Origin of the sequence: Rathayibacter sp. PhB151 (assembly GCF_004366415.1) — a bacterium.
GTDB classification, from domain to species: domain Bacteria; phylum Actinomycetota; class Actinomycetes; order Actinomycetales; family Microbacteriaceae; genus Rathayibacter; species Rathayibacter festucae.
Genome location: NZ_SOEN01000006.1, coordinates 429,945 through 448,784, shown reverse-complemented (window position 1 = coordinate 448,784; position 18,840 = coordinate 429,945). Strand labels below are relative to the sequence as shown.

Below are 18,840 nucleotides of genomic sequence, written 5' to 3'. Positions count from 1 at the left end.
GCTGCGCGGCTACTCGACCAGCATGAGGGGCGCGTCCGCCGCCCTCGCGGCAGCCCCTGCATGCTGATCGTGCAGCCCGCGCAGCGGGCCTTGCATGCTCCTCGTTTGCACGCGGAGCGGGCCTTGCATGCTGATCGAGTAGCGCGCGAAGCGTGCGTATCGAGATCCGCCGTCACCGAGAGCTGAGCCGCCGGGCTCACGTCAGGGAGGGGCGGGTCTCGATACGCCGCTACGCGGCTACTCGACCACCATGAGAGGCGGCCGCTGCGTGGCTGCTCGACCGGCATGCAAGGCGGCCGTTGCGCGGCTGATCCACCAGCATGTGCGGTGGACGATGCTCGGCCGGCGGGGGTGCGACTCAGCGGCCGGCGAGCATCCCGAGCATCCAGGAGAGCGCGGCGACGGCGCCGACGCCGACGACGCTCGAGCCGATGATGACGGCGCGGCGCAGGCGGACGGCGCGGCCGTCGGGAGCGGATGCCGCACCCAGCCCGGAGGGGGACGACGCGGTCATGCCCGCGCGCAGTCGGTGCGCGACCTGGTCGGCGGTGGGCCGCTTCGCCGGGTCGCGCTCGGTCATCGAGGTGAGCAGCGCGCGCCAGGGTGCGGGCAGCGTCGCCGGGACGACGGGGGAGCGGTTGAGGCGCGCGATCGCGGCCTCGAGGACGGTGCCGGAGTACTCGCGGTGCCCGGTGATCGCCTCCAGCAGCACGAGGCCGAGCGAGAAGACGTCGCTGGCGCCGCTGATCGGCTCGCCGGCGACCTGCTCGGGGCTGACGAAGCTGGCGGTTCCGATCACGATCCCGTCGCTGGTGAGGCGCGAGCCGTCCATGAAGTGGGCGACGCCGAAGTCGGTGAGCTTGGCGGTGCGGGCGTAGCCGCTGGAGGCCACCTCGCTGACCAGGATGTTCGCGGGCTTCACGTCGCGGTGCACGACGCCGCGCTCGTGCAGGTAGGCGAGCGCCTCGGCCAGCTGCGTGCCGATCGCGGCGACCTCGTCCGGTGCCATCGGGCCGGGCTCGAGCCGCGCCTCGAGGGTCGGGTCTGCGACGAGCTCCATCACGACGTAGCGGCGCACCTCGCCGCCGAAGTTGTGCAGGCCGGCGTCGAAGAGGTTGACGATCCCGGGGTGCGCGAAGGAGCTGAGCATCCGCACCTCGCGCTCCTGGCGGGCCACGTCCTCGGGGTTGGAGGCCTCGGCGCGGAAGACCTTCACGGCCACTTCGCGCTGCACGGTCTCGTCGCGGGCCCGGTACACCGAGCCCATCCCGCCGGAGCCGATCCGCTCGATCAGGTAGTAGCGACCGGCCACCCGCTGCTGGGCGGCATTGGCGGCGATGGTGCTCACGACGACCCGCCTTCCGCTGGAGCGGAGTGCTCCGTGGCGCTCAGGACGAGCACCTGGGTAGACGGTACCGCGGTGCCGCGACAACGGGGAGCGCAATAGCCGGGATTGACATACGGCCGTGATAGAAGCAGTCGATCCGGCACCGAGCGGGACCGCTCAGCGCAGCCCGCTGCGGGCGAAGCCCTGCACGAAGTAGCGCTGGAAGATCAGGAACAGCACGACCATCGGCAGCACGTTCACCAGCGCGAAGGCCATCGTTCCGCCGTAGTCGCTGCCGAACTGCCCTTGCAGGTAGAGCAGACCGATCGGGAGGGTGAAGAGGACGTTCTCCTTGAGGGCGATCAGCGGCCAGGCGAAGTCGTTCCAGGAGCCGAGGAGTGACATGAAGAACAGCACGGCGATCAGCGGCTTCGAGAGCGGGAGCACGATCCGGGTGAAGACGCGGAAGTGACCGGCCCCGTCGATCCGGGCCGCCTCGATCAGGTCCCGCGGGATGGCGAGGATGAACTGCCGTGCCAGGAAGAGCCCGAAGGCCGAGGCCGCGGTCGGCAGGATCACCGCCCAGTAGCTGCCGTAGAGGCCGAGATCGGTGACGAGCCGGAAGAGCGACACCATGATCACCTGCACGGGCAGGGTGAGGGTCGACAGGGCCAGCAGGAAGAGCACGCCGGAGCCGCGGAAGCGCAGCTGCGCGAAGGCGTAGCCGCCGAGCAGGTTGATCGCCACGGTGATCAGCGCGGTGGTGAGGCTGATCGCGAGCGAGTTGCCGAACCAGGTCGCGACCGGGAACGAGTCGAAGACGCGCTCGAAGTTGGCCAGCGTGAACTCGCGCGGCCACAGGCGCAGCGTGCCGCCGAGCAGCTCGGCGCGCGAGGAGAACGCGACGACGAGCATCCAGTAGAGCGGGAAGAGGATGACGAGGGAGACGAGGACCGCCAGGACGAGCCGGAGTGCGGTCGTCGAGCGGGAGAGGCGGTTCATTCGACGAGGTCCCTCGAGCGGTTCGTGCGCCACTGCACGGCAGTGAAGATCATCGTCAGGATCAGCAGGACGATGCCGATCGCCGCCGCGTAGCCCTGATCGCGGGTGACGAAGCCGGTGTCGTAGGCGTAGGTCACCAGCACCGACGTGGAGTTCTGCGGTCCGCCGCCGGTGAGGACGAAGACGATGTCGAAGACCTGGAACGAGTAGATGACGTTGAGGATGAGCAGGAAGAACGTCGACGGCCCGACCAGCGGCACCGTCACGTGCCGGAACTGCTGCCAGCCGTTCGCGCCGTCCAGCCGCGCCGCCTCGTAGAGCGCCGGGTTCACGCCCTGCAGCCCGGCCAGGTAGATCAGCATGTTGAAGCCGGTCCGCCACCAGAGCGTGACGAGGATCACGGAGGCGAAGGCCGCCGCGCCGCCCGACTGCCAGGCGATGCGCGGCAGGCCGATGGTCTGCAGCAGCCCGTCGAGCACGCCGCTGTTCTCGTCGAAGATCAGCACGCCCATCAGCGCCGTCGCGACGCCCGAGACGGCCATCGGCAGGATCAGGATCGAGCGGAACACGGGCCGGGCCGGCAGCACCGAGTTCAGCAGCACCGCGGCGCCCAGGCCGAGCGCCATCGAGAGCGGCGTGACGATCAGCGTGAACAGCGCAGTGTTGAGGGTCGAGCGCCAGAAGAGCGGGTCGCTGAGCAGCCGGGCGTAGTTGTCCAGGCCGATGAAGACGCCGTCGCCGAAGCCGTTGGTGCGCTGGAAGCTGAGCAGGAACGCACCGACCAGCGGCACGAAGACGAACAGCGCCAGCATCAGCAGGTTCGGCGCGAGGAACCCGTAGGCAGCCACCGTCTCGCGGGCGGCGGGCGCCCGGGAGGGGCGGCGCGGTCGCGCCGTCACCTCCTTGGGGGCGGGGAGGGTGCGGGTCACGGTGTGGCGACGCTCACTGCACGGCGGTGGCGATGCCGGAGGTGAGCTTCGCGATCGTGTCCTCGGTGCTCTGACCGCCGACGAACGCCTGCTCGAGCTGGTCCTTCAGCACCGCGATGATCGCCGCCATGTCCGGCGAGGCCACCTGCGCCGCGTCCGACGCCTGCACGGTGCCCGCCTGCCCGAGGAAGACCTCCGCGAGCTCGGGGCGCACCTCGAACTCGATGCCCGACTCGGTCAGGTCGCGGCGGGTGGGCAGGAGCGAGGCGCCGGCGCAGAAGTCGCGCATCGACTCCTCCTCGGTCACGAAGGCGAGGAACGCCGCCGCGAGCTCGGGGTTCGCGGTCGCCTTGGTCGCGACGAGCGCGTTGCCGCCGAAGTCGCCGCCGCCGCGCACGTTCCGCGGCGAGTAGGTCGCGCCCCACTCGAAGTCGAGCGTCGACTCCGCGTCCGGGATGAGGAACGCCCCGCCGAAGGTCATCGCGGTCGTCTGCGAGTACCAGAGGTCGCTCGCGTAGGTCGTCGCCTGGATCGAGCTGCTCGGCGGCACGAGGCCGTCGGTGAAGAAGCTGCGGCTGAAGTCGATCGCCGCGCGGCCGGCGTCCGAGTCGATGGCCGGCGCGGAGAGGTCCTCGGTGAGGAAGCGGCCGTCGGCCTGGAAGAGCAGGCTCAGCCAGCGGGTGACGCCGTTGCCCTGCCAGTTGTAGGCGAAGGGGTAGCGCTCGGCGGGGAGCGAGGCGCGCAGCTTCTGGCCGACCTCGGTGAACTCCTCCCACGTCCACGCCTCGTCCGGCGAGGCCGGGAAGTCGGTGATGCCCGCGGTGGCGAGCGCCTCGGTGTTGTAGAGGATCAGCGAGGTGTCCGTGTGGTGCGGCACGCCGAACGGGCTGCCGCCGCTCTGCACCGCGGCCCAGGCCGGGTCGGTGAAGCGCTCGGCCACGTCCGCCTCGAGGTGCGGGGTGAGGTCGAGCAGCTGGTCGCGACCGGCGTAGCTGCCGAAGGTGTAGTACGGCACGCGGAAGACGTCCGGCGGGTTGCCCGCCTGCAGCTGCGCGTCGATGTTGGTGAACATCTGCTCGTAGGGCACCGAGTTCAGCGCCACGGTCGAGCCGGGGTTCGCCTCCTGGAAGCGGTCGATCGCCCGCTGGAAGCCGGCCAGCTCGGCGTCCGTGCCCCAGGTGGTGAAGGTGAGGGTGCCGCTGTCGGCGCTCGCCGCGGGCCGGGCCGGCGCGAAGCCGCAGCCCGCCAGCACGGGGACCGAGGCGGCGACGCCGAGGGCGCCGAGGAACCGGCGCCGATCCAGCGTCACCCGATCGAAGGCGCTCCTGCCGCGCGACGTCCTGTCCAGAGCCATCATGGCCTCCCCTCGGGGGCCACCGGCGGGCCCTCCGAGGGGAGGCTAGCTGCGGGCATCGGCGTGCGCCGCTACTGGACGGATCCGCGCTCCTGTGAGAGAAGCGGTGCTCAGCTCCGGCGGCCGAGCATCCCCTCGAACGAGCCGTCGAGCGCCCACGGGTCCGCGGGAGCGCGGGAGGTGCGCGCCGCCTCGGTCGCGAGCTCACGGCCCGCCCGCTCGATCCGCGAGGGCAGCGCGCGGCCGTCCTCGGTGGCTCCGCCCCAGTCCTCGGTCGCGGCGAAGACCGTCGTCGACAGCGGAGCCGCGTGCAGGTAGCTGAAGAGCGGGCGCATGGCGTAGTCGACCGCGAGCGAGTGGCGGGGCGAGCCGCCGGTCGCCGCGAGCAGCACGGGCAGGCCGCGCAGCGCTTCGGTGTCGAGCACGTCGACGAACGACTTGAAGAGCCCGCTGTAGCTGGTGGTGAAGATCGGCGTCACGGCGATCAGGCCGTCCGCGCCGGCCACCGCGTCGAGCGCGGTCTGCAGCGCCGGGCTCGCGAAGCCGGTGAGCAGGTTGTTCGTGACGTCGTGCGCGAGGTCGCGCAGCTCGACGACGCTGCGCTCGACGGCGAAGCCCTGCTCGGTGAGCGAGGCCTCGGCCGCGTCGGCGAGGCGGTCGGCGAGCAGGCGGGTGGAGGACGGCGTGCTGAGGCCGGCCGAGAGGACGGTGATCCTGCGGGTGTCCATGGGCGGGGCCTCCTAGGCGCTGACGGGGACGGGGCTGACGGGGACGGGCTGCTCGGCGCGGGCGGCGACGAGCGAGGAGTGGGTGGGCGCGTCCGGCACGTGCGCCGGGCGGCCCTCGGCGAAGCCGACGCGCAGAGCGGGCAGGATCTCGCCGAGCATGTCCATCTGCTCGAGGACGGTCTTCAGCGGCAGGCCCGCGTGGTCCATCAGGAACAGCTGGCGCTGGTAGTCGCCGACGTACTCGCGGAAGCCGAGGGTGCGGTCGATGATCTCCTGCGGCGAGCCGACGGTGAGCGGGGTCTGCTCGGTGAAGTCCTCCAGCGAGGGGCCGTGGCCGTAGACCGGGGCGTTGTCGAAGTAGGGGCGGAACTGCGAGACCGCGTCCTGCGAGTTCTTCGCGAGGAAGATCTGGCCGCCGAGTCCGACGATCGCCTGGTCGGCGCTGCCGTGGCCGTAGTGCTCGAAGCGCTGGCGGTAGAGCTGCACCATCTTGGCGGTGTGCGAGGCGGGCCAGAAGATGTGGTTCGCGAAGAAGCCGTCGCCGTAGTACGCGGCCTGCTCGGCGATCTGCGGGGAGCGGATGGAGCCGTGCCAGACGAAGGGGGCGACGCCGTCGAGCGGGCGCGGGGTCGACTGGAAGCCCTGGAGCGGCGTGCGGAACTGGCCCTCCCAGTCGACGAACTCCTCGGTCCAGAGGCGGTGCAGCAGGTCGTAGTTCTCGATCGTCAGCTCGATGCCGCGGCGGATGTCCTTGCCGAACCACGGGTAGACCGGGCCGGTGTTGCCGCGGCCGAGCATCAGGTCGACGCGGCCGCCGGCGAGGTGCTGGAGCATCGCGTAGTCCTCGGCGAGCTTCACCGGGTCGTTCGTGGTGATCAGGGCCATCGCGGTGCTGAGCTGGAGCCGCTCGGTCTTCGCGGCGATGTAGGCGAGGGTCGTCGTGGGGGAGGAGGACCAGAACGGCGGGTTGTGGTGCTCGCCGAGCGCGAAGACGTCGAGGCCGATCTCCTCGGCCTTCTGGGCGATCGCGAGGGTGGCCGCGATCTTCTCGGATTCGGTCGGGGTGCGGCCGGTCGTGGGGTCGGTCGTGATGTCGCTGACCGTGAAGATGCCGAACTGCATCGGGCGCTCCTTCTCTCCGTGGCCCCGTGCTGGCGAGACCTGATTCATGCGTTCGCATGTACATCCTCATCCAACCACGTGCGGCTGGGGATATTCCCGCGGATTCGGCCGGAGGAGCGGAGGAAGCGCACTGAACGCTGAACCTGCCATTCCGCGCTAGTCTGTCACTTACAGAGTTCAGGAGTCTTCGCATGGTCGCACGACGATCGCCTCGCCGCTCCCTCCAGCTGGCCGAGATCGGCGCCAACATCCGGCGCTGGCGAGCCGTGAACGGGATGACCGCGTCCTCGCTCGCCGAGCGGGCGGGCGTCACCCGCGAGACACTGCGCCGCCTGGAGGCGGGGGACGGCTCGGCCCGCCTCGACTCCGTCGTCGCGGTCCTCGGGGCGCTCGGCATCGCGGACTCCCTCGTCCAGGCGACCGACCCCTACCGCAGCGAGACGGCGCGGGCCCGCATCGACGCGATCCTCGGCGCCGGCGGCTCCCTGTGACCGCCGGGCCGGTCGAGGTCCACCTCGATGACGAGTCACTGGGACTCGTGCGGGTCGGCACCCTCCATCCGTCGTTCGCGGGGCGCGTCCTCGCCTCGTCGTCCTTCCAGTACGACTCCGACTACCTGTCCTCGCCCGGCGCCTTCGCGATCTCGCCCGATCTGCCCCTCGTCAGCGGCAGGATCTGGACTCCCGAGTCGCACTCGCTCCCCGGCGCGTTCGAGGACGCCTCGCCGGACGAATGGGGTCGCCGTCTGATCGAGGCGAATCAGGCCGCTCGTCGGAAACGGGATCCGAGTGCCCCCGCGCTGCAAGGCTCGTGGGACCACCTCCTGGGCGTCTCGGACGCCGCTCGGATGGGCGCGCTCCGCTTCCGGCCGCCCGGCGCGGAGGAGTGGTCCTCCTCGGACACCGGGGTGGCGAACGTCCACGAGATCGAGCGGATCCTGCGCGTGGCGGCGCGCTACGAGGCGGACGACGCCTCCGAGGAGGACGTCGCCTACCTCTCCGGGATCGCGACCTCGCCCGGTGGAGCTCGACCGAAAGCCAACGTCCTCCGCGCCGACGGCCGCCTCGCTCTCGCGAAGCTCCCGCACTCGAAGGACGAGGGTCTCGACGTCGAGCGCTGGGAGGCGGTGGTGCTCGTCCTGGCCGAGCGGATCGGCCTCCGGACTCCCGCGTGGACGCTGCTGCGCGCCTCGGCGGAGAAGAGCGTGCTGCTGCTCGACCGGTTCGACCGCACCGCCGCCGGCGGTCGTCGCGCCTACCTCTCCGCCGCCTCCGCCCTGGAGATCGGCGCGAACGATCTCGGCCGATACTCGTACGAGCAGTTCTCGGACGTGCTGGCGGACCTCAGCGCCGATCCGCGCACGGACCTGCGGGAGATGTTCACCCGGATCGCTCTGACGGTCCTCGTGAACAACGTCGACGACCACTGGCGCAACCACGGCTTCCTCCGGCAGGACGGAGGCTGGCGTCTCGCCCCGCTCTTCGACGTGAACGCGAGCACGAGCACCGGAGTCGTGCACGCGCGGCCGATCAGCGACCGCGACGACCCCCGCCACCGCGACCTCGGCGAGCTCCTGGCGACGGCCGACGCCTACCGGCTCACCCGCCCCGACGCCGCGCGGATCGTGCGAAAGACTTCGGAGCAGGTGCGGGAGTGGGAGGCCGTCGCGATCGAGCTCGGCCTCCCCGTCGGGGAGCGGCGGAGGATGGCCCGCGCCTTCGACGCAGACCGGATCTCCCGCGCGCTCACGATCGAGTGACGGGCGGGCTCCTCGCCCTCCGGCCGCCCGAAACATCCCCGCAATCTGCCCCGCACTAGAGTCGTGCCATGGGTGACCTCTTCGACGGATACGGGTCCCAGAAGGTCGAGCGGCCCCGCACGGGCGCCTCACCCTGGGACGAGATGTTCGCCGATGTCGCGGCGACGAGCGGCCCCGCCGGTGTCCGCGACTCCTACCGCGACATCTACTCCTCGCTCGCGAGGATGACGCAGGAGGAGCTGCGCGGTCGCACCGATGCGCTCGCCTCCTCCTACCTCGCGCAGGGCGTGACCTTCGACTTCGCGGGCGAGGAGCGGCCCTTCCCGCTCGACGCCGTCCCGCGCGTGATCGAGAGCGCCGAGTGGAACGAGGTGCAGAGCGGCATCAAGCAGCGCGTCCGCGCGCTCGAGGCCTTCCTCGCCGACGTCTACGGCCCGCAGAACGCGGTGAAGGACGGCGTGATCCCGGCCGCCCTGCTCTCCAGCTCCAGCCACTTCCACCGCCAGGCCGCCGGGATCGAGCCGGCGAACGGCGTGCGGATCCAGGTGTCCGGCATCGACCTGATCCGCGACGAGGTCGGCGACTGGCGGGTCCTCGAGGACAACGTTCGCGTGCCCTCCGGTGTCTCCTACGTCATCTCGAACCGCCGGGTGATGGCGCAGACGCTGCCCGAGCTGTTCGTGTCGATGCGGGTGCGCCCGGTCGGCGACTACCCCAACCGCCTGCTCCAGGCCCTGCGCGCCTCCGCTCCCGAGGGCGTCGACGACCCCACCGTCGTCGTGCTCACGCCGGGCGTCTACAACTCGGCCTACTTCGAGCACACCCTGCTCGCCCGGCTCATGGGCGTCGAGCTGGTCGAGGGCCGCGACCTCTTCTGCACCGGCGGCAAGGTGTTCATGCGCACGACCTCCGGGCCCACCCGCGTCGACGTGATCTACCGCCGAGTCGACGACGAGTTCCTCGACCCGCTGCAGTTCCGCGCCGACTCGATGCTCGGCTCGCCCGGTCTGATGCTCGCCGCGCGTCTCGGCAACGTCACGATCGCGAACGCGGTCGGCAACGGCGTCGCCGACGACAAGCTCGTCTACACCTACCTCCCCGACCTGATCCGCTACTACCTCTCGGAGGAGCCGGTGATCAAGAACGTCGACACCTGGCGCCTGGAGGATCCGGGCGCGCTCGAGGAGGTGCTCGACCGCCTCGACGAGCTCGTCGTGAAGCCGGTCGACGGCTCCGGCGGCAAGGGCCTCGTGGTCGGGCCGGCCGCCTCGGCGAAGGAGCTGGCCGAGCTGCGCTCGCGGCTCCAGGCCGATCCGCGCGGCTGGATCGCGCAGCCGGTGGTGCAGCTCTCGACCATCCCGACCCTGGTCGACGACGGGATGCGGCCGCGGCACGCGGACCTGCGCCCCTTCGCGGTCAACGACGGCAAGGACATCTGGGTCCTGCCCGGCGGTCTCACCCGCGTGGCGCTGCCCGAGGGCCAGCTGGTCGTCAACTCGTCGCAGGGCGGCGGCTCGAAGGACACCTGGGTGGTCGGCCTCGAGGGCCAGCAGACCACCGAGCCGGACGCCCACGACATCTCCGGACTCGTCGAGGACCAGGCCGCGGTGACCAGCTCGATCCCGATCGTCTATCCGCTGAACCACACGCCCGACCAGTCGCCGCAGGACGCGGCCAACCACGACCAGGACCAGCAGCAGCAGCAGACGCTCGCCGCAGGGGAGGACGCCTGATGCTCTCCCGGATCGCCGAGTCGCTGTTCTGGATCGGCCGCTACATCGAGCGGTCCGACGGCACCGCACGCATCCTCGACGTCCACCTGCAGCTCCTGCTGGAGGACCCGTGGATCGACGAGGACACCGCCTGCCGCTCGCTGCTGTCGGTGATGGGATCGACCGCTCCGGACGACATGAAGGAGGTCACCCGCGCCGACGTGCTGACCATCCTCGCGATCGACCGCACGAACCCCGCCTCGATCGCCTACTCGCTCGGCGCCGCCCGCGAGAACGCCCGCCGTGCCCGCGAGATCGTCTCGACCGAGCTGTGGGAGTGCCTGAACACCACGCGCACCCGGATGCCCCGCCGCGTGACGGGGGAGCGGGTGTCGGAGTTCTTCGGCTGGGTGCGCGAGCGCTCGGCGCTCGCCGTGGGCATCATCGAGTCGGCCACCTCGCGCGACGAGGCCTGGCAGTTCTTCACCCTCGGCCGCTCGATCGAGCGTGCCGACATGACGGCCCGGCTGCTGGCGACCCGGTCGCTGACCGAGGCGAGCGGCCCGTCCTGGACCACGATCCTGCGCTCCTGCGGCGCCTACGAGGCGTACCTCCGCACCTACCGCGGCGTGCCGAGTGCGCGCAACGCGGCGGAGTTCCTCCTGCTCGACCGCCTCTTCCCGCGCTCGATCCTCTTCTCGGTCTCGCGTGCCGAGATGTGCATGCGCGACATCGAGCCGCGCACCGGCCGCGTCGGGCACACCGGCGACGCCCAGCGGGTGCTCGGCCAGATCCGCAGCGAGCTGGAGTACCGGCCGATCGCCGAGATCCTCGAGGACCTGCCGCGGCACATGGACAGCGTGCAGGAGGCGACCTCATCGGCCTCCGAGGCGATCCGCCAGCGCTACTTCCCCACCAACGTCATGCCGAGCTGGATCGGGGAGGCGCTGTGAGCAGGCTGCGCATCACGCACACGACAGGGTTCACCTACCGGGGCGACGTCGTCGCCTCCTACAACGAGGCGAGGATGCTCCCGGCGTCCTCGGACGGGCAGCTCGTGCTCTCCTCGAACCTGGTCATCCGCCCGGTCACCTCCGCGCACACCTACACCGACTACTGGGGCACCCGGGTCTCGTCGTTCGACGTGCTCGACCCGCACCAGGAGCTCTCGCTGACCGCGACCTCGCTCGTCGAGATCCGGCCCAAGGCGCACCCCGACCACCCCGTGGGCTGGGAGCAGCTGGACGATCAGGTCCAGACGCTGACCGAGTACGTCGAGCAGCTCAAGCAGACCAACCGCACGGCGCCGCCCGAGGACCTGGTCGAGCTCGCCCGCCGGCTGGCCGATGCGGCGGAGGGCCCGTGCGACGCGGCCCTGTCGATCGCCGAGACGATCGGCCGCGAGATGACCTACCGCCAGGGCGTCACCGGCGTGCACTCGACGGCGACCGAGTCGTGGACCGCCCGCGAGGGCGTCTGCCAGGACATCACCCACATCGTCCTGGGCGCGCTGCGCTCGACGGGCATCCCGGCGCGCTACGTCTCCGGCTATCTGCACCCCAAGCCGAACGCGGCGATCGGTGAGACCGTCGTCGGCGAGTCGCACGCCTGGGTCGAGTGGTTCTGCGGCGGCGCCTGGCGCGGCTACGACCCCACCAACCTCATCGACATCGGCGACCGCCACGTGATCGTCGGCCGCGGCCGCGACTACAACGACATCGCGCCTCTCCGCGGCGTCTACGCCGGTCCGCACTCCTCGAAGCTGTTCGTCCGGGTGGAGATCACGCGCGAGGCGTGAGGGCGGGGGTCGTCACGAGGGCGACCTCCTCCTGGACGGCGGGCTCGCCGGCGCGGGCGCGGCGGCGGGTGCGCAGGTACCAGCCGAGGCCGACGCCGGCGGCGAGCGCTCCGGAGGCGGCGCCGACGAGCATCGCCCAGCGCGGGCCGTAGGCGTTCGCGACCCAGCCGATCAGCGGGGCGCCGATCGGGGTGCCGCCCATGAAGATGGCCATGTAGAGGGCCATCACCCGGCCGCGCATCTCCGGAGTGGTGGAGAGCTGGACGTAGCCGTTGGCGGAGGTCATCAGCGTCTGCGCGGCGATGCCGACGAAGGGCAGCAGGATCGCGAAGGCCCAGACGGTCGGCATCAGGCCGGCGAGGGCCAGCGCGACGCCGAAGGCCGCCGCGGCGCCGACGATCAGGCGCAGCCGGGGGCGGTCGCGACGGGCCGACAGCAGGGCGCCGACGACCGAGCCGACGGCGATGGCGGAGGAGAGCAGGCCGAACTCGCTCGCGCCCATGTCGAACTCGACCGTCGCCATCGTCGACGCGAAGATCGGGAAGTTGAGGCCGAAGGTGCCGATCAGGAAGACGATCGAGAGCACGACCAGGATGTCCGGCCGCCGCGAGACGTAGCGGAAGCCCTCGAGCAGCGCGCCCGGGCCGCGGGTCGCGCGCGGGGCGGAGCGCAGCTGCTCCCGGTGCAGGAAGCGCAGCGAGACCAGCACCGCGATGAAGCTCGCCGCGTTGAGGAGGAAGACCCAGCCGGAGCCGACCGCCGCGATCAGCACGCCCGCGAGGGCCGGGCCGATCATCCGCGCGGAGTTGAAGGAGGCCGAGTTCAGCGACACCGCGTTGGAGAGGTCGCGCTCCTCGACCAGCGCGGAGACGAAGGTCTGGCGCACCGGAGCGTCGATCGCGGCGGCGAAGCCCAGGAGCAGCGCGAAGACGTAGACCATCCAGAGCTGGACGATCCCGGTCACGACGATCAGGCCGAGCGCGAGGCCGAGGACGGCCATCGCGGCCTGCGTCGCCATCAGGAGCTTCCGGCGGTCGAAGCGGTCGGCGATGAAGCCGGAGAAGGGGACCATCAGCAGCTGCGGGCCGAACTGCAGCGCCATCGTCACGCCGAGCGCGGTCGCGTCGTGGTCGGTCAGATCGTTGATGACGATCCAGTCCTGGGCCGTGCGCTGCATCCAGGTGCCGATGTTGGAGACCATCGCACCGGCGAACCAGATGCGGTAGTTCGGCACCGCGAGCGAGCGGAACATCGCGCTCATCGGTCCGCCACCTCGCGCAGCAGCGCTGCGGCGTCGTGCAGCAGCCGGCGCTGGGCGGGATCGAGCTCGCGGAGGCGGGCGATGAGCCAGGCGTCGCGGCTGCGCCGGACGTCGAGGACCAGCTCGGAGCCGCGCGCGGTCGCGCGGATGCGGGTGACGCGGCCGTCGGCCGGGTCGGGGAGGCGCTCGACGAGTCCGTCGTCGGCGAGGCAGCCCACGGTGCGGGTCATCGAGGGCGGACGGACGCGCTCCGCCTCGGCGAGCTCGCCGAGCGTGCGCGGTCCCTCGCGGTGCAGCAGGGCGAGGACACCGAACTGCGCGTCGCTCAGCTCGTGCTCCGCCTTCTCCTGGCGCAGGCGCCGGCCGAGCCGGCCCACGGCGATGCGCGTCTCGCCGGCGAGGGCGGGGAGATCGGTGTCGGCAGGAGTCACATAGTTAGCCTAACAAAAGAGTTGGCCCGCTGCACGCTGATCGAGTGGCCCGCGCAGCGGGCGCCCCCATGCTGATCGAGGAGACCGCGCAGCGGGCGCCACCATGCTGATCGAGTAGCCCGCGCAGCGGGCGTATCGAGATCCACCATTGTCAGAACGCGGGTCTGCAGACCCGACCTGCTGGTGACGGCGGGTCTCGATACGCCCCTGCGGGGCTACTCGACCAGCATGGAGTGGGTCGATGGGGATCGAGCAGCCCGAGCGTGAGTGCGGTCAGTCGATGAGGAGCATGCTGGTCGAGTAGCCGCGCAGCGGCGTATCGAGACCCCGGTCCGCCGGTCCCCCCCCCGTTGTGGCCACGCCGATCGCGACAGCTTTGCGGGACGGGCGGCGCTCAGTACGGTCGGAGGCAGACCAGGCCGGGGACACAACGCGTACGGTGACCTGGTCCGATCGGCCGCCCGACCCGAAAGGGCGGCTCCCGCGCCCCGGCCTGGCCTCCGCCTCCCGTCGTTCCGCGACGGCAGCGGGACGGGCGGGTCAGGTCCGACGGGCGGTGCGCACCGCGCCGACGCTCGCCGCCACGACGAGGGCGATGCCGACCGCCTCGATCGCGGTCAGCCGCTGGCCGAGCACCAGGAATCCCGAGAGCGCCGCAGCGCCGGGCGCCAGCGCCATCAGGATCGAGAAGGTCGACGAGCGCAGGCGCCGCAGAGCCAGCAGCTCCAGCGCGTAGGGCAGCGCGGACGACAGCACGGCGACAGCGAGTCCGAGCAGCAGCACCGGCGGCAGCACGAGGGCGGGCCCGGCCGTGGCGATGCCGAACGGCAGCGACACGATCGCGCCGGCCGTCAGCGCGAGCGCGAGGCCGTCGAGCCGCGGGAAGCGCCCGCCGGTGCGCCCGGCGAAGACGATGTAGGTGGCCCAGAGCGCCGCCGCGCCGAGTGCGAAGGCGACGCCGACGGGGTCGAGCGAGGAGAAGCCGCCCTGCGAGAGCACGACCACGCCGCCGAGGGCGAGCGCCGCCCAGAGCAGACTGACGAGGCTCCGCCCGGCGATCACGGAGAGCACCAGCGGACCGAGCACCTCGAGCGTCACCGCAGCGCCCTGCGGGATCCGGGCGATCGCCTCGTAGTAGCAGGCGTTCATCCCGCCGAGGGCGAGGCCGTAGGCGCCGACGGTGGCCCAGTCCGAGCGCGAGTAGCCGCGGATCCGCGGCCGGCAGACGACGAGCAGCACCAGCGCGGAGAAGACCAGGCGCAGGGTCACCGTGCCGATCGGCCCGGCGGCGGGGAAGAGCAGGACGGCGAAGGACGCGCCGAGCTGCACGCTCGCGATCGAGCCGAGCACGAGGCCGATCGACCCCGCGCTCGCCCGGGCGGGCGGGACGGCGTTCAGCTCGAGCGCCGCTGCTTCTGCACGGGAGGGACGTTGTAGCCGAGCAGTCCGACACCGGTCTCGTCCCAGAGCAGGGTCGTCAGCGACACGTTGTCGACCGAGGGGAAGGTGTGCCGGTAGGTCTCGGGATTGATGCCGAGGTAGGCGCAGAGCAGGAGCCGGATGAGGGTGCCGTGCGCGACGACGAGCACGCGGCCGTCCGGGTGGTCGCGGTGGATCCGGGCGAGCGCCGTGTTGGCGCGGGCGACGGCGTCGAGGCCGGACTCGCCGCCGGGCATCGGCTGGATTGCGGGCGCGGCGACCCAGGCGCGGTACTCGTCGGGGAAGCGCTTCTCCATCTCGGCGTTCGTCAGCCCCTCGCCCTGGCCGAAGTCGACCTCGACGAGGGCCGGGTCGAGCTGCACCTCGAGGTGCGCGGCCCGGGCGGCGGGGACGGCGGTGCGCACGGCGCGGACCAGGGTGGAGGAGTACACCGCGTCGAGCTCGGCATCGACGGCCCAGGAGGCGAGCGTCGCCGCCTGGTCCTGGCCGAGCGGGGTCAGTGCGATGTCGGAGGAGCCCGCGTAGCGGTTCTCGGCGTGCCAGACGGTCTCTCCGTGCCGGGCGAGGATCAGGGTCGTCACTCGACGAGCCTACCGAGGCGGCCCCTGGGAGCCCGACCGCAGCGGGGAACCCGGCCGGTCATGCGGCGCGCACGTCGTAGTGCGCGTCCACCAGCACCGGGAGGTGGTCGGAGACGCCCTGCGGCAGGGTCGAGACCCGCTCGATCCGTACCGAGTCGCTGATCGCGAAGTCGAAGTGCCCGCTGAAGTAGCGGTAGCGCGCATAGGTCGGGGAATCACTGCGCGACACGAGGTAGCCGTTCCGCGTCATCTTGCGGTCGAGTCCGCGGAAGAACCAGGGGTAGTTGTAGTCGCCGACCATCAGCGACGGGGTGTCCGGGGCGTAGTCGCGGAGACGGTCGAGCGCCTCGCCGATCTGCTTCCGGCGCAGCGCGTTGCCGGCCGAGAGCGGAGCCGCGTGGAAGGACGAGACGGCGATCGATCCGCCCTCGCGGTCCTCGAGCCGGACGGCGAGCAGGCGCTCGTGAGCGGGGGACATCACCCGGTCGTGCATCGACTTGCTGAGCTCGAACGCGGCGCTGCCGAGGAGCTCGAAGCGGGCGTGCGAGTAGTAGACGGCGAGCCCGAGGCGGTTCCGCGCGGTCACCGAGGCGAGCCGCAGATCGCCGAGCTCCTGGGGGAGCTTGGTGGTGTCGCACTCCTGGAGGCAGAGGACGTCGACGTCGTGCCGGGCGGCGAGAGGGGCGATCTCGCCGTGCGCCCGGTGCTCCCGGAGGTTGTAGGAGATCACGCGGAGAGCGCGTTCGTTCGGCTGCATTGCGCCAGTGTAGGGCCGCCGGCGGGGGCCTCCGGCGACGTTCCGGCGAACACGGAGGGACGGCGCAGGGCCCCCGCGCTTCCCGGCCGGCGCGGTGCCGGAGGGGAGGTGCGAGGGCCCTGCGGAGGGACGGTCAGTGACCGGCGGTGCCCGACGCGTCGGTGCCGTCGGCGGTCTCCGCGTCGGTGCCGTGGACGCCGTCGGTGGGTCCCCAGTCGGGCAGGGGCGGGTTCTGCTCCTCGCCCGCGGCGCCGACGCCGTCGGGTCCATCGGGGGACGGGCTGCCCACCTCGTCGAGTCCGGCGGGGTTCCCGGTGCCGGCGCTGCCGGTGGTCTCCTCGGGGTCGACGGGGGTGGTCTCGATGTCGTTCTCGGAGCTGCTCATAGGGCAACGCTAGGACGCCTCCTCCGCGCCCGGAAGCCCCTTGCGTCTCGCCCGGAAGCGGCTGCCATCGAACGCCGTCCCACTGACGGGGGACAGGCTCCGGGCGCTGGCGTCGGCCTGCGCCTCTCGCGAGCATCGAGCCGGACCACCCGTCACCGTCGCCGGTGTGGCGCCGAAGCCCGCGCACCTCGACCGGAAGGCCACACCGTGACCCACGACTCCTCGCCCCGCCCCGATTCCGACCGCCTGGTCACCCGCCGCTCCGTCACCGCCGCCGCCGCGTGGACCGTGCCGGTCGTCGCCGTCGCCGTCGCCACCCCGTCCGCTGCGGCGTCGATCGTCGATCTCGGCGCCTACGCGCTCCGCGGCACCTGCGGCACCCTCGGCCTGATCGGTCCCGGCTTCCTGCTGCAGGCGGGCCCCACGGAGCCGCTGCCGACCGGCACGACCGTCCTCATCACCGGCTCCGGGGTCGCCAACATCGGCGTCTTCTCGGTCTCGGGAGGCACGGCCACCGTGAACGTGCTGAGCAACACGTCCCGTCAGATCACGCTGACCGCCCCGCTGGCAGCGGGAGCGACCATCGCCCTCCGCACGACGCTCTCGATCAGCGTCGCCTTCCAGCTGAACGCCGTCTCGACGCTGCCCTCCGGCTACAGCGGGACCGGCTCGAAGACCGCGGCGAACGTGTCGAGCACGCTCATCCTCTGCTCCGCGAACTGACGAGCGGAACGGCGAAGGCCCTCCTCCTCCTTCTCGGAGGGGAGGGCCTTCGCCGTTCGTGCGGTGCGGAGCGGCGGCTCAGCGCCCGTAGGCGCCCGCGGCGGGGCAGTCGAACGGATCGCCGCCGGCCGAGAGGCCCACGCGGTTGAGGTAGCGGACGACGATGCCGTACGACTCGAGCAGCGAGGTCTCGGTGTAGGGGATCTGGTGCGTCGCGCAGTACTCCTTGGCGATGACCTGGGCCTCGCGCAGGGCGGGGCGGGGCATGTTCGGGAAGAGGTGGTGCTCGACCTGGTAGTTCAGGCCGCCCATGAAGTAGTCGTTGAACCAGTTGCCGCGGATGCTGCGCGAGGTGAGGACCTGGCGGCGCAGGAAGTCGACGCGCGCCTCCTTGGGCAGGATCGGCATGCCCTTGTGGTTCGGGGCGAACGAGGCGCCCATGTAGAGGCCGAAGACGGCCATCTGCACGCCGACGAAGGCGAAGGCCATGCCGAGCGGCAGCGCCCAGAAGACGACGGCGAGGTACAGGCCGACGCGGGCGACGAGCATCGAGATCTCGACCCAGCGCTTGTCGACCTTGCCCTTGCCGAACACGGTCCGGAAGCCGTGCAGGTGCAGGTTGATGCCCTCGAGCAGCAGCAGCGGGAAGAAGGCGTAGCCCTGGCGGCGGGTGAGCCAGGCGTAGGCGCCGCGCGAGCGGGCCGCGTCCTCCGGAGTGAACGACACGACGTCGCGGACGATGTCCGGGTCCTTGCCGAGCACGTTCGGGTTGGCGTGGTGGCGGCTGTGCTTGTTCATCCACCAGGAGTAGCTGATGCCGACGACGAGGTTCGCGAGCGTGCGGCCGGCGACGTCGTTGGCCTTGCCGGACTCGAACACCTGGCGGTGCGAGGCCTCGTGCGCGAGGAAGGCGAACTGGGTGAGGACGATGCCCAGCGCGGCGGCGAGCAGCAGCTGGAACCAGGAGTCGCCCAGCAGGACGAAGCCGGTGACGATGCCGCCGAGGGCGAGCGTCAGCACGGAGAAGAGGATGTAGTAGAAGCCGCGGCGGCGGCGGAGGAGCCCGGCGTCGCGCACGGTGCTCAGCAGACCGGAGTACTCGGTCGTCGGGTTGGTGTTGCCCTCGCCGCGGGGGCGGGTGCGGATCACACGGGGGGAGGCCTGGACCCGGGGGGAGGCCTGGACCCGGGGGGAGGCCTCGACCCGGGGGGCGGTGGGGACGTTTCCGTCGGACAGTGCGGTGGGGGTGCTCATCGGCGCCTCGCTCGTTCGGGGTGGCCGTCCTCGTCGACGGCCGCTCGGTGAGCGATCCCCGGGAGGTCCGGGTCCGCTCATGGTGTTCACCGCGTCGGTAGGGGCCGGACGAGGCTGCGGCCAACCGGGTTCCGGGGCGACCGAGGTCAACACTATGGGGTGCCGCGCGGCCCCGCATCAGGGCGATTGCCAGTCTTCGAGAGGCATGCCGGAGGGGGCATGCGATGAGGAGAACTCCGGGCCGACCAGGCGTTCGTCGACCCGGAGCACTCCGCTC

19 protein-coding genes are annotated in these 18,840 nt (G+C 71.7%); 6 read left to right on the top strand and 13 right to left on the bottom strand.

Translation table 11 applies throughout. The features are described from left to right. Nucleotides 1-358 precede the first annotated feature (358 nt). The 6 genes from EDF35_RS02800 to EDF35_RS02775 all read right to left on the bottom strand — a co-directional run bounded on the left by EDF35_RS02800 (nucleotide 359) and on the right by EDF35_RS02775 (nucleotide 6,462). Nucleotides 359-1,348, bottom strand: a complete 990-nt coding sequence (locus EDF35_RS02800; protein WP_133960659.1) for a serine/threonine-protein kinase — start codon at nucleotides 1,346-1,348, stop codon at nucleotides 359-361. Between the two features lie 156 nt (nucleotides 1,349-1,504). Then, the gene (locus EDF35_RS02795) at nucleotides 1,505-2,329 is read right to left on the bottom strand and encodes a carbohydrate ABC transporter permease (protein ID WP_133960658.1); all 825 of its coding nucleotides are present in this window, start codon (nucleotides 2,327-2,329) and stop codon (nucleotides 1,505-1,507) included. Beyond that, nucleotides 2,326-3,258 (bottom strand): sugar ABC transporter permease, encoded by a 933-nt coding sequence (locus tag EDF35_RS02790; RefSeq protein ID WP_243839821.1) that lies wholly within the window; start codon nucleotides 3,256-3,258, stop codon nucleotides 2,326-2,328. The genes EDF35_RS02795 and EDF35_RS02790 overlap by 4 nt, the downstream gene beginning before the upstream one ends. A 13-nt stretch (nucleotides 3,259-3,271) precedes the next feature. Then, nucleotides 3,272-4,612 (bottom strand): sugar ABC transporter substrate-binding protein, encoded by a 1,341-nt coding sequence (locus EDF35_RS02785; RefSeq protein WP_133960657.1) that lies wholly within the window; start codon nucleotides 4,610-4,612, stop codon nucleotides 3,272-3,274. A gap of 110 nt (nucleotides 4,613-4,722) precedes the next feature. After that, nucleotides 4,723-5,340 carry an FMN reductase gene (locus EDF35_RS02780; RefSeq protein WP_123734953.1) on the bottom strand — a complete coding sequence of 206 codons (618 nt, stop codon included), beginning with the start codon at nucleotides 5,338-5,340 and terminating at the stop codon, nucleotides 4,723-4,725. A 12-nt stretch (nucleotides 5,341-5,352) separates the two neighbouring features. Continuing rightward, nucleotides 5,353-6,462, bottom strand: a complete 1,110-nt coding sequence (locus EDF35_RS02775) for an LLM class flavin-dependent oxidoreductase (protein WP_133960656.1) — start codon at nucleotides 6,460-6,462, stop codon at nucleotides 5,353-5,355. A gap of 191 nt (nucleotides 6,463-6,653) precedes the next feature. On the opposite strand from EDF35_RS02775, the gene EDF35_RS02770 reads away from it, so the two are divergent. The 5 genes from EDF35_RS02770 to EDF35_RS02750 all read left to right on the top strand — a co-directional run bounded on the left by EDF35_RS02770 (nucleotide 6,654) and on the right by EDF35_RS02750 (nucleotide 11,731). Further along, nucleotides 6,654-6,953: a helix-turn-helix transcriptional regulator gene (locus tag EDF35_RS02770; protein WP_123444948.1), complete on the top strand. Its 300-nt coding sequence runs from the start codon at nucleotides 6,654-6,656 to the stop codon at nucleotides 6,951-6,953. After that, nucleotides 6,950-8,221, top strand: a complete 1,272-nt coding sequence (locus EDF35_RS02765; protein ID WP_133960655.1) for a type II toxin-antitoxin system HipA family toxin — start codon at nucleotides 6,950-6,952, stop codon at nucleotides 8,219-8,221. Before EDF35_RS02770 ends, EDF35_RS02765 begins: the two co-directional genes overlap by 4 nt. Before the next feature lie 68 nt (nucleotides 8,222-8,289). Further along, on the top strand, nucleotides 8,290-9,954 hold the full coding sequence (locus EDF35_RS02760) for a circularly permuted type 2 ATP-grasp protein (RefSeq protein WP_123701954.1): 1,665 nt from the start codon (nucleotides 8,290-8,292) through the stop codon (nucleotides 9,952-9,954). Continuing rightward, nucleotides 9,954-10,886, top strand: coding sequence for an alpha-E domain-containing protein (locus EDF35_RS02755; RefSeq protein ID WP_123444951.1), 933 nt, complete (start codon nucleotides 9,954-9,956; stop codon nucleotides 10,884-10,886). Before EDF35_RS02760 ends, EDF35_RS02755 begins: the two co-directional genes overlap by 1 nt. Next, complete coding sequence (locus EDF35_RS02750; RefSeq protein ID WP_123444952.1) at nucleotides 10,883-11,731, top strand: transglutaminase family protein; 849 nt, start codon at nucleotides 10,883-10,885, stop codon at nucleotides 11,729-11,731. Before EDF35_RS02755 ends, EDF35_RS02750 begins: the two co-directional genes overlap by 4 nt. On the opposite strand, the gene EDF35_RS02745 is transcribed toward EDF35_RS02750, so the two are convergent. The 6 genes from EDF35_RS02745 to EDF35_RS02720 all read right to left on the bottom strand — a co-directional run bounded on the left by EDF35_RS02745 (nucleotide 11,715) and on the right by EDF35_RS02720 (nucleotide 16,586). Then, nucleotides 11,715-12,992, bottom strand: coding sequence for an MFS transporter (locus EDF35_RS02745; protein WP_133960654.1), 1,278 nt, complete (start codon nucleotides 12,990-12,992; stop codon nucleotides 11,715-11,717). The genes EDF35_RS02750 and EDF35_RS02745 overlap by 17 nt on opposite strands. Beyond that, nucleotides 12,989-13,423 carry a MarR family transcriptional regulator gene (locus tag EDF35_RS02740; RefSeq protein ID WP_123701959.1) on the bottom strand — a complete coding sequence of 145 codons (435 nt, stop codon included), beginning with the start codon at nucleotides 13,421-13,423 and terminating at the stop codon, nucleotides 12,989-12,991. The genes EDF35_RS02745 and EDF35_RS02740 overlap by 4 nt, the downstream gene beginning before the upstream one ends. A 540-nt stretch (nucleotides 13,424-13,963) precedes the next feature. Then, entirely contained in the window at nucleotides 13,964-14,773 is an 810-nt protein-coding gene (locus EDF35_RS02735; protein WP_243580972.1) for an EamA family transporter, read from the bottom strand. Nucleotides 14,774-14,817: 44 nt separating this feature from the next. Further along, on the bottom strand, nucleotides 14,818-15,444 hold the full coding sequence (locus EDF35_RS02730; protein ID WP_123444957.1) for a histidine phosphatase family protein: 627 nt from the start codon (nucleotides 15,442-15,444) through the stop codon (nucleotides 14,818-14,820). 58 nt (nucleotides 15,445-15,502) lie between these two features. Beyond that, nucleotides 15,503-16,201, bottom strand: a complete 699-nt coding sequence (locus EDF35_RS02725; RefSeq protein WP_123444958.1) for an endonuclease/exonuclease/phosphatase family protein — start codon at nucleotides 16,199-16,201, stop codon at nucleotides 15,503-15,505. Between the two features lie 133 nt (nucleotides 16,202-16,334). Next, nucleotides 16,335-16,586 carry a hypothetical protein gene (locus tag EDF35_RS02720; RefSeq protein WP_123733456.1) on the bottom strand — a complete coding sequence of 84 codons (252 nt, stop codon included), beginning with the start codon at nucleotides 16,584-16,586 and terminating at the stop codon, nucleotides 16,335-16,337. Nucleotides 16,587-16,793: 207 nt separating this feature from the next. Here EDF35_RS02720 and EDF35_RS02715 point away from each other — a divergent pair, with 207 nt between their 5' ends. Further along, nucleotides 16,794-17,309: a hypothetical protein gene (locus tag EDF35_RS02715; protein ID WP_148060208.1), complete on the top strand. Its 516-nt coding sequence runs from the start codon at nucleotides 16,794-16,796 to the stop codon at nucleotides 17,307-17,309. Nucleotides 17,310-17,387: 78 nt separating this feature from the next. Here EDF35_RS02715 and EDF35_RS02710 read toward each other — a convergent pair whose 3' ends face one another. Then, nucleotides 17,388-18,563 carry an acyl-CoA desaturase gene (locus EDF35_RS02710; protein WP_133960653.1) on the bottom strand — a complete coding sequence of 392 codons (1,176 nt, stop codon included), beginning with the start codon at nucleotides 18,561-18,563 and terminating at the stop codon, nucleotides 17,388-17,390. Nucleotides 18,564-18,840 lie beyond the last annotated feature (277 nt).

Bases quoted from the DNA above. Each gene is read 5' to 3' on its own strand.
- EDF35_RS02795 (WP_133960658.1), bottom strand. From the start codon at position 2,329: ATGAACCGCCTCTCCCGCTCGACGACCGCACTCCGGCTCGTCCTGGCG.
- EDF35_RS02755 (WP_123444951.1), top strand. From the start codon at position 9,954: ATGCTCTCCCGGATCGCCGAGTCGCTGTTCTGGATCGGCCGCTACATC.
- EDF35_RS02785 (WP_133960657.1), bottom strand. From the start codon at position 4,612: ATGGCTCTGGACAGGACGTCGCGCGGCAGGAGCGCCTTCGATCGGGTG.
- EDF35_RS02760 (WP_123701954.1), top strand. From the start codon at position 8,290: ATGGGTGACCTCTTCGACGGATACGGGTCCCAGAAGGTCGAGCGGCCC.
- EDF35_RS02780 (WP_123734953.1), bottom strand. From the start codon at position 5,340: ATGGACACCCGCAGGATCACCGTCCTCTCGGCCGGCCTCAGCACGCCG.
- EDF35_RS02720 (WP_123733456.1), bottom strand. From the start codon at position 16,586: ATGAGCAGCTCCGAGAACGACATCGAGACCACCCCCGTCGACCCCGAG.
- EDF35_RS02745 (WP_133960654.1), bottom strand. From the start codon at position 12,992: ATGAGCGCGATGTTCCGCTCGCTCGCGGTGCCGAACTACCGCATCTGG.
- EDF35_RS02775 (WP_133960656.1), bottom strand. From the start codon at position 6,462: ATGCAGTTCGGCATCTTCACGGTCAGCGACATCACGACCGACCCCACG.
- EDF35_RS02770 (WP_123444948.1), top strand. From the start codon at position 6,654: ATGGTCGCACGACGATCGCCTCGCCGCTCCCTCCAGCTGGCCGAGATC.
- EDF35_RS02725 (WP_123444958.1), bottom strand. From the start codon at position 16,201: ATGCAGCCGAACGAACGCGCTCTCCGCGTGATCTCCTACAACCTCCGG.
- EDF35_RS02710 (WP_133960653.1), bottom strand. From the start codon at position 18,563: ATGAGCACCCCCACCGCACTGTCCGACGGAAACGTCCCCACCGCCCCC.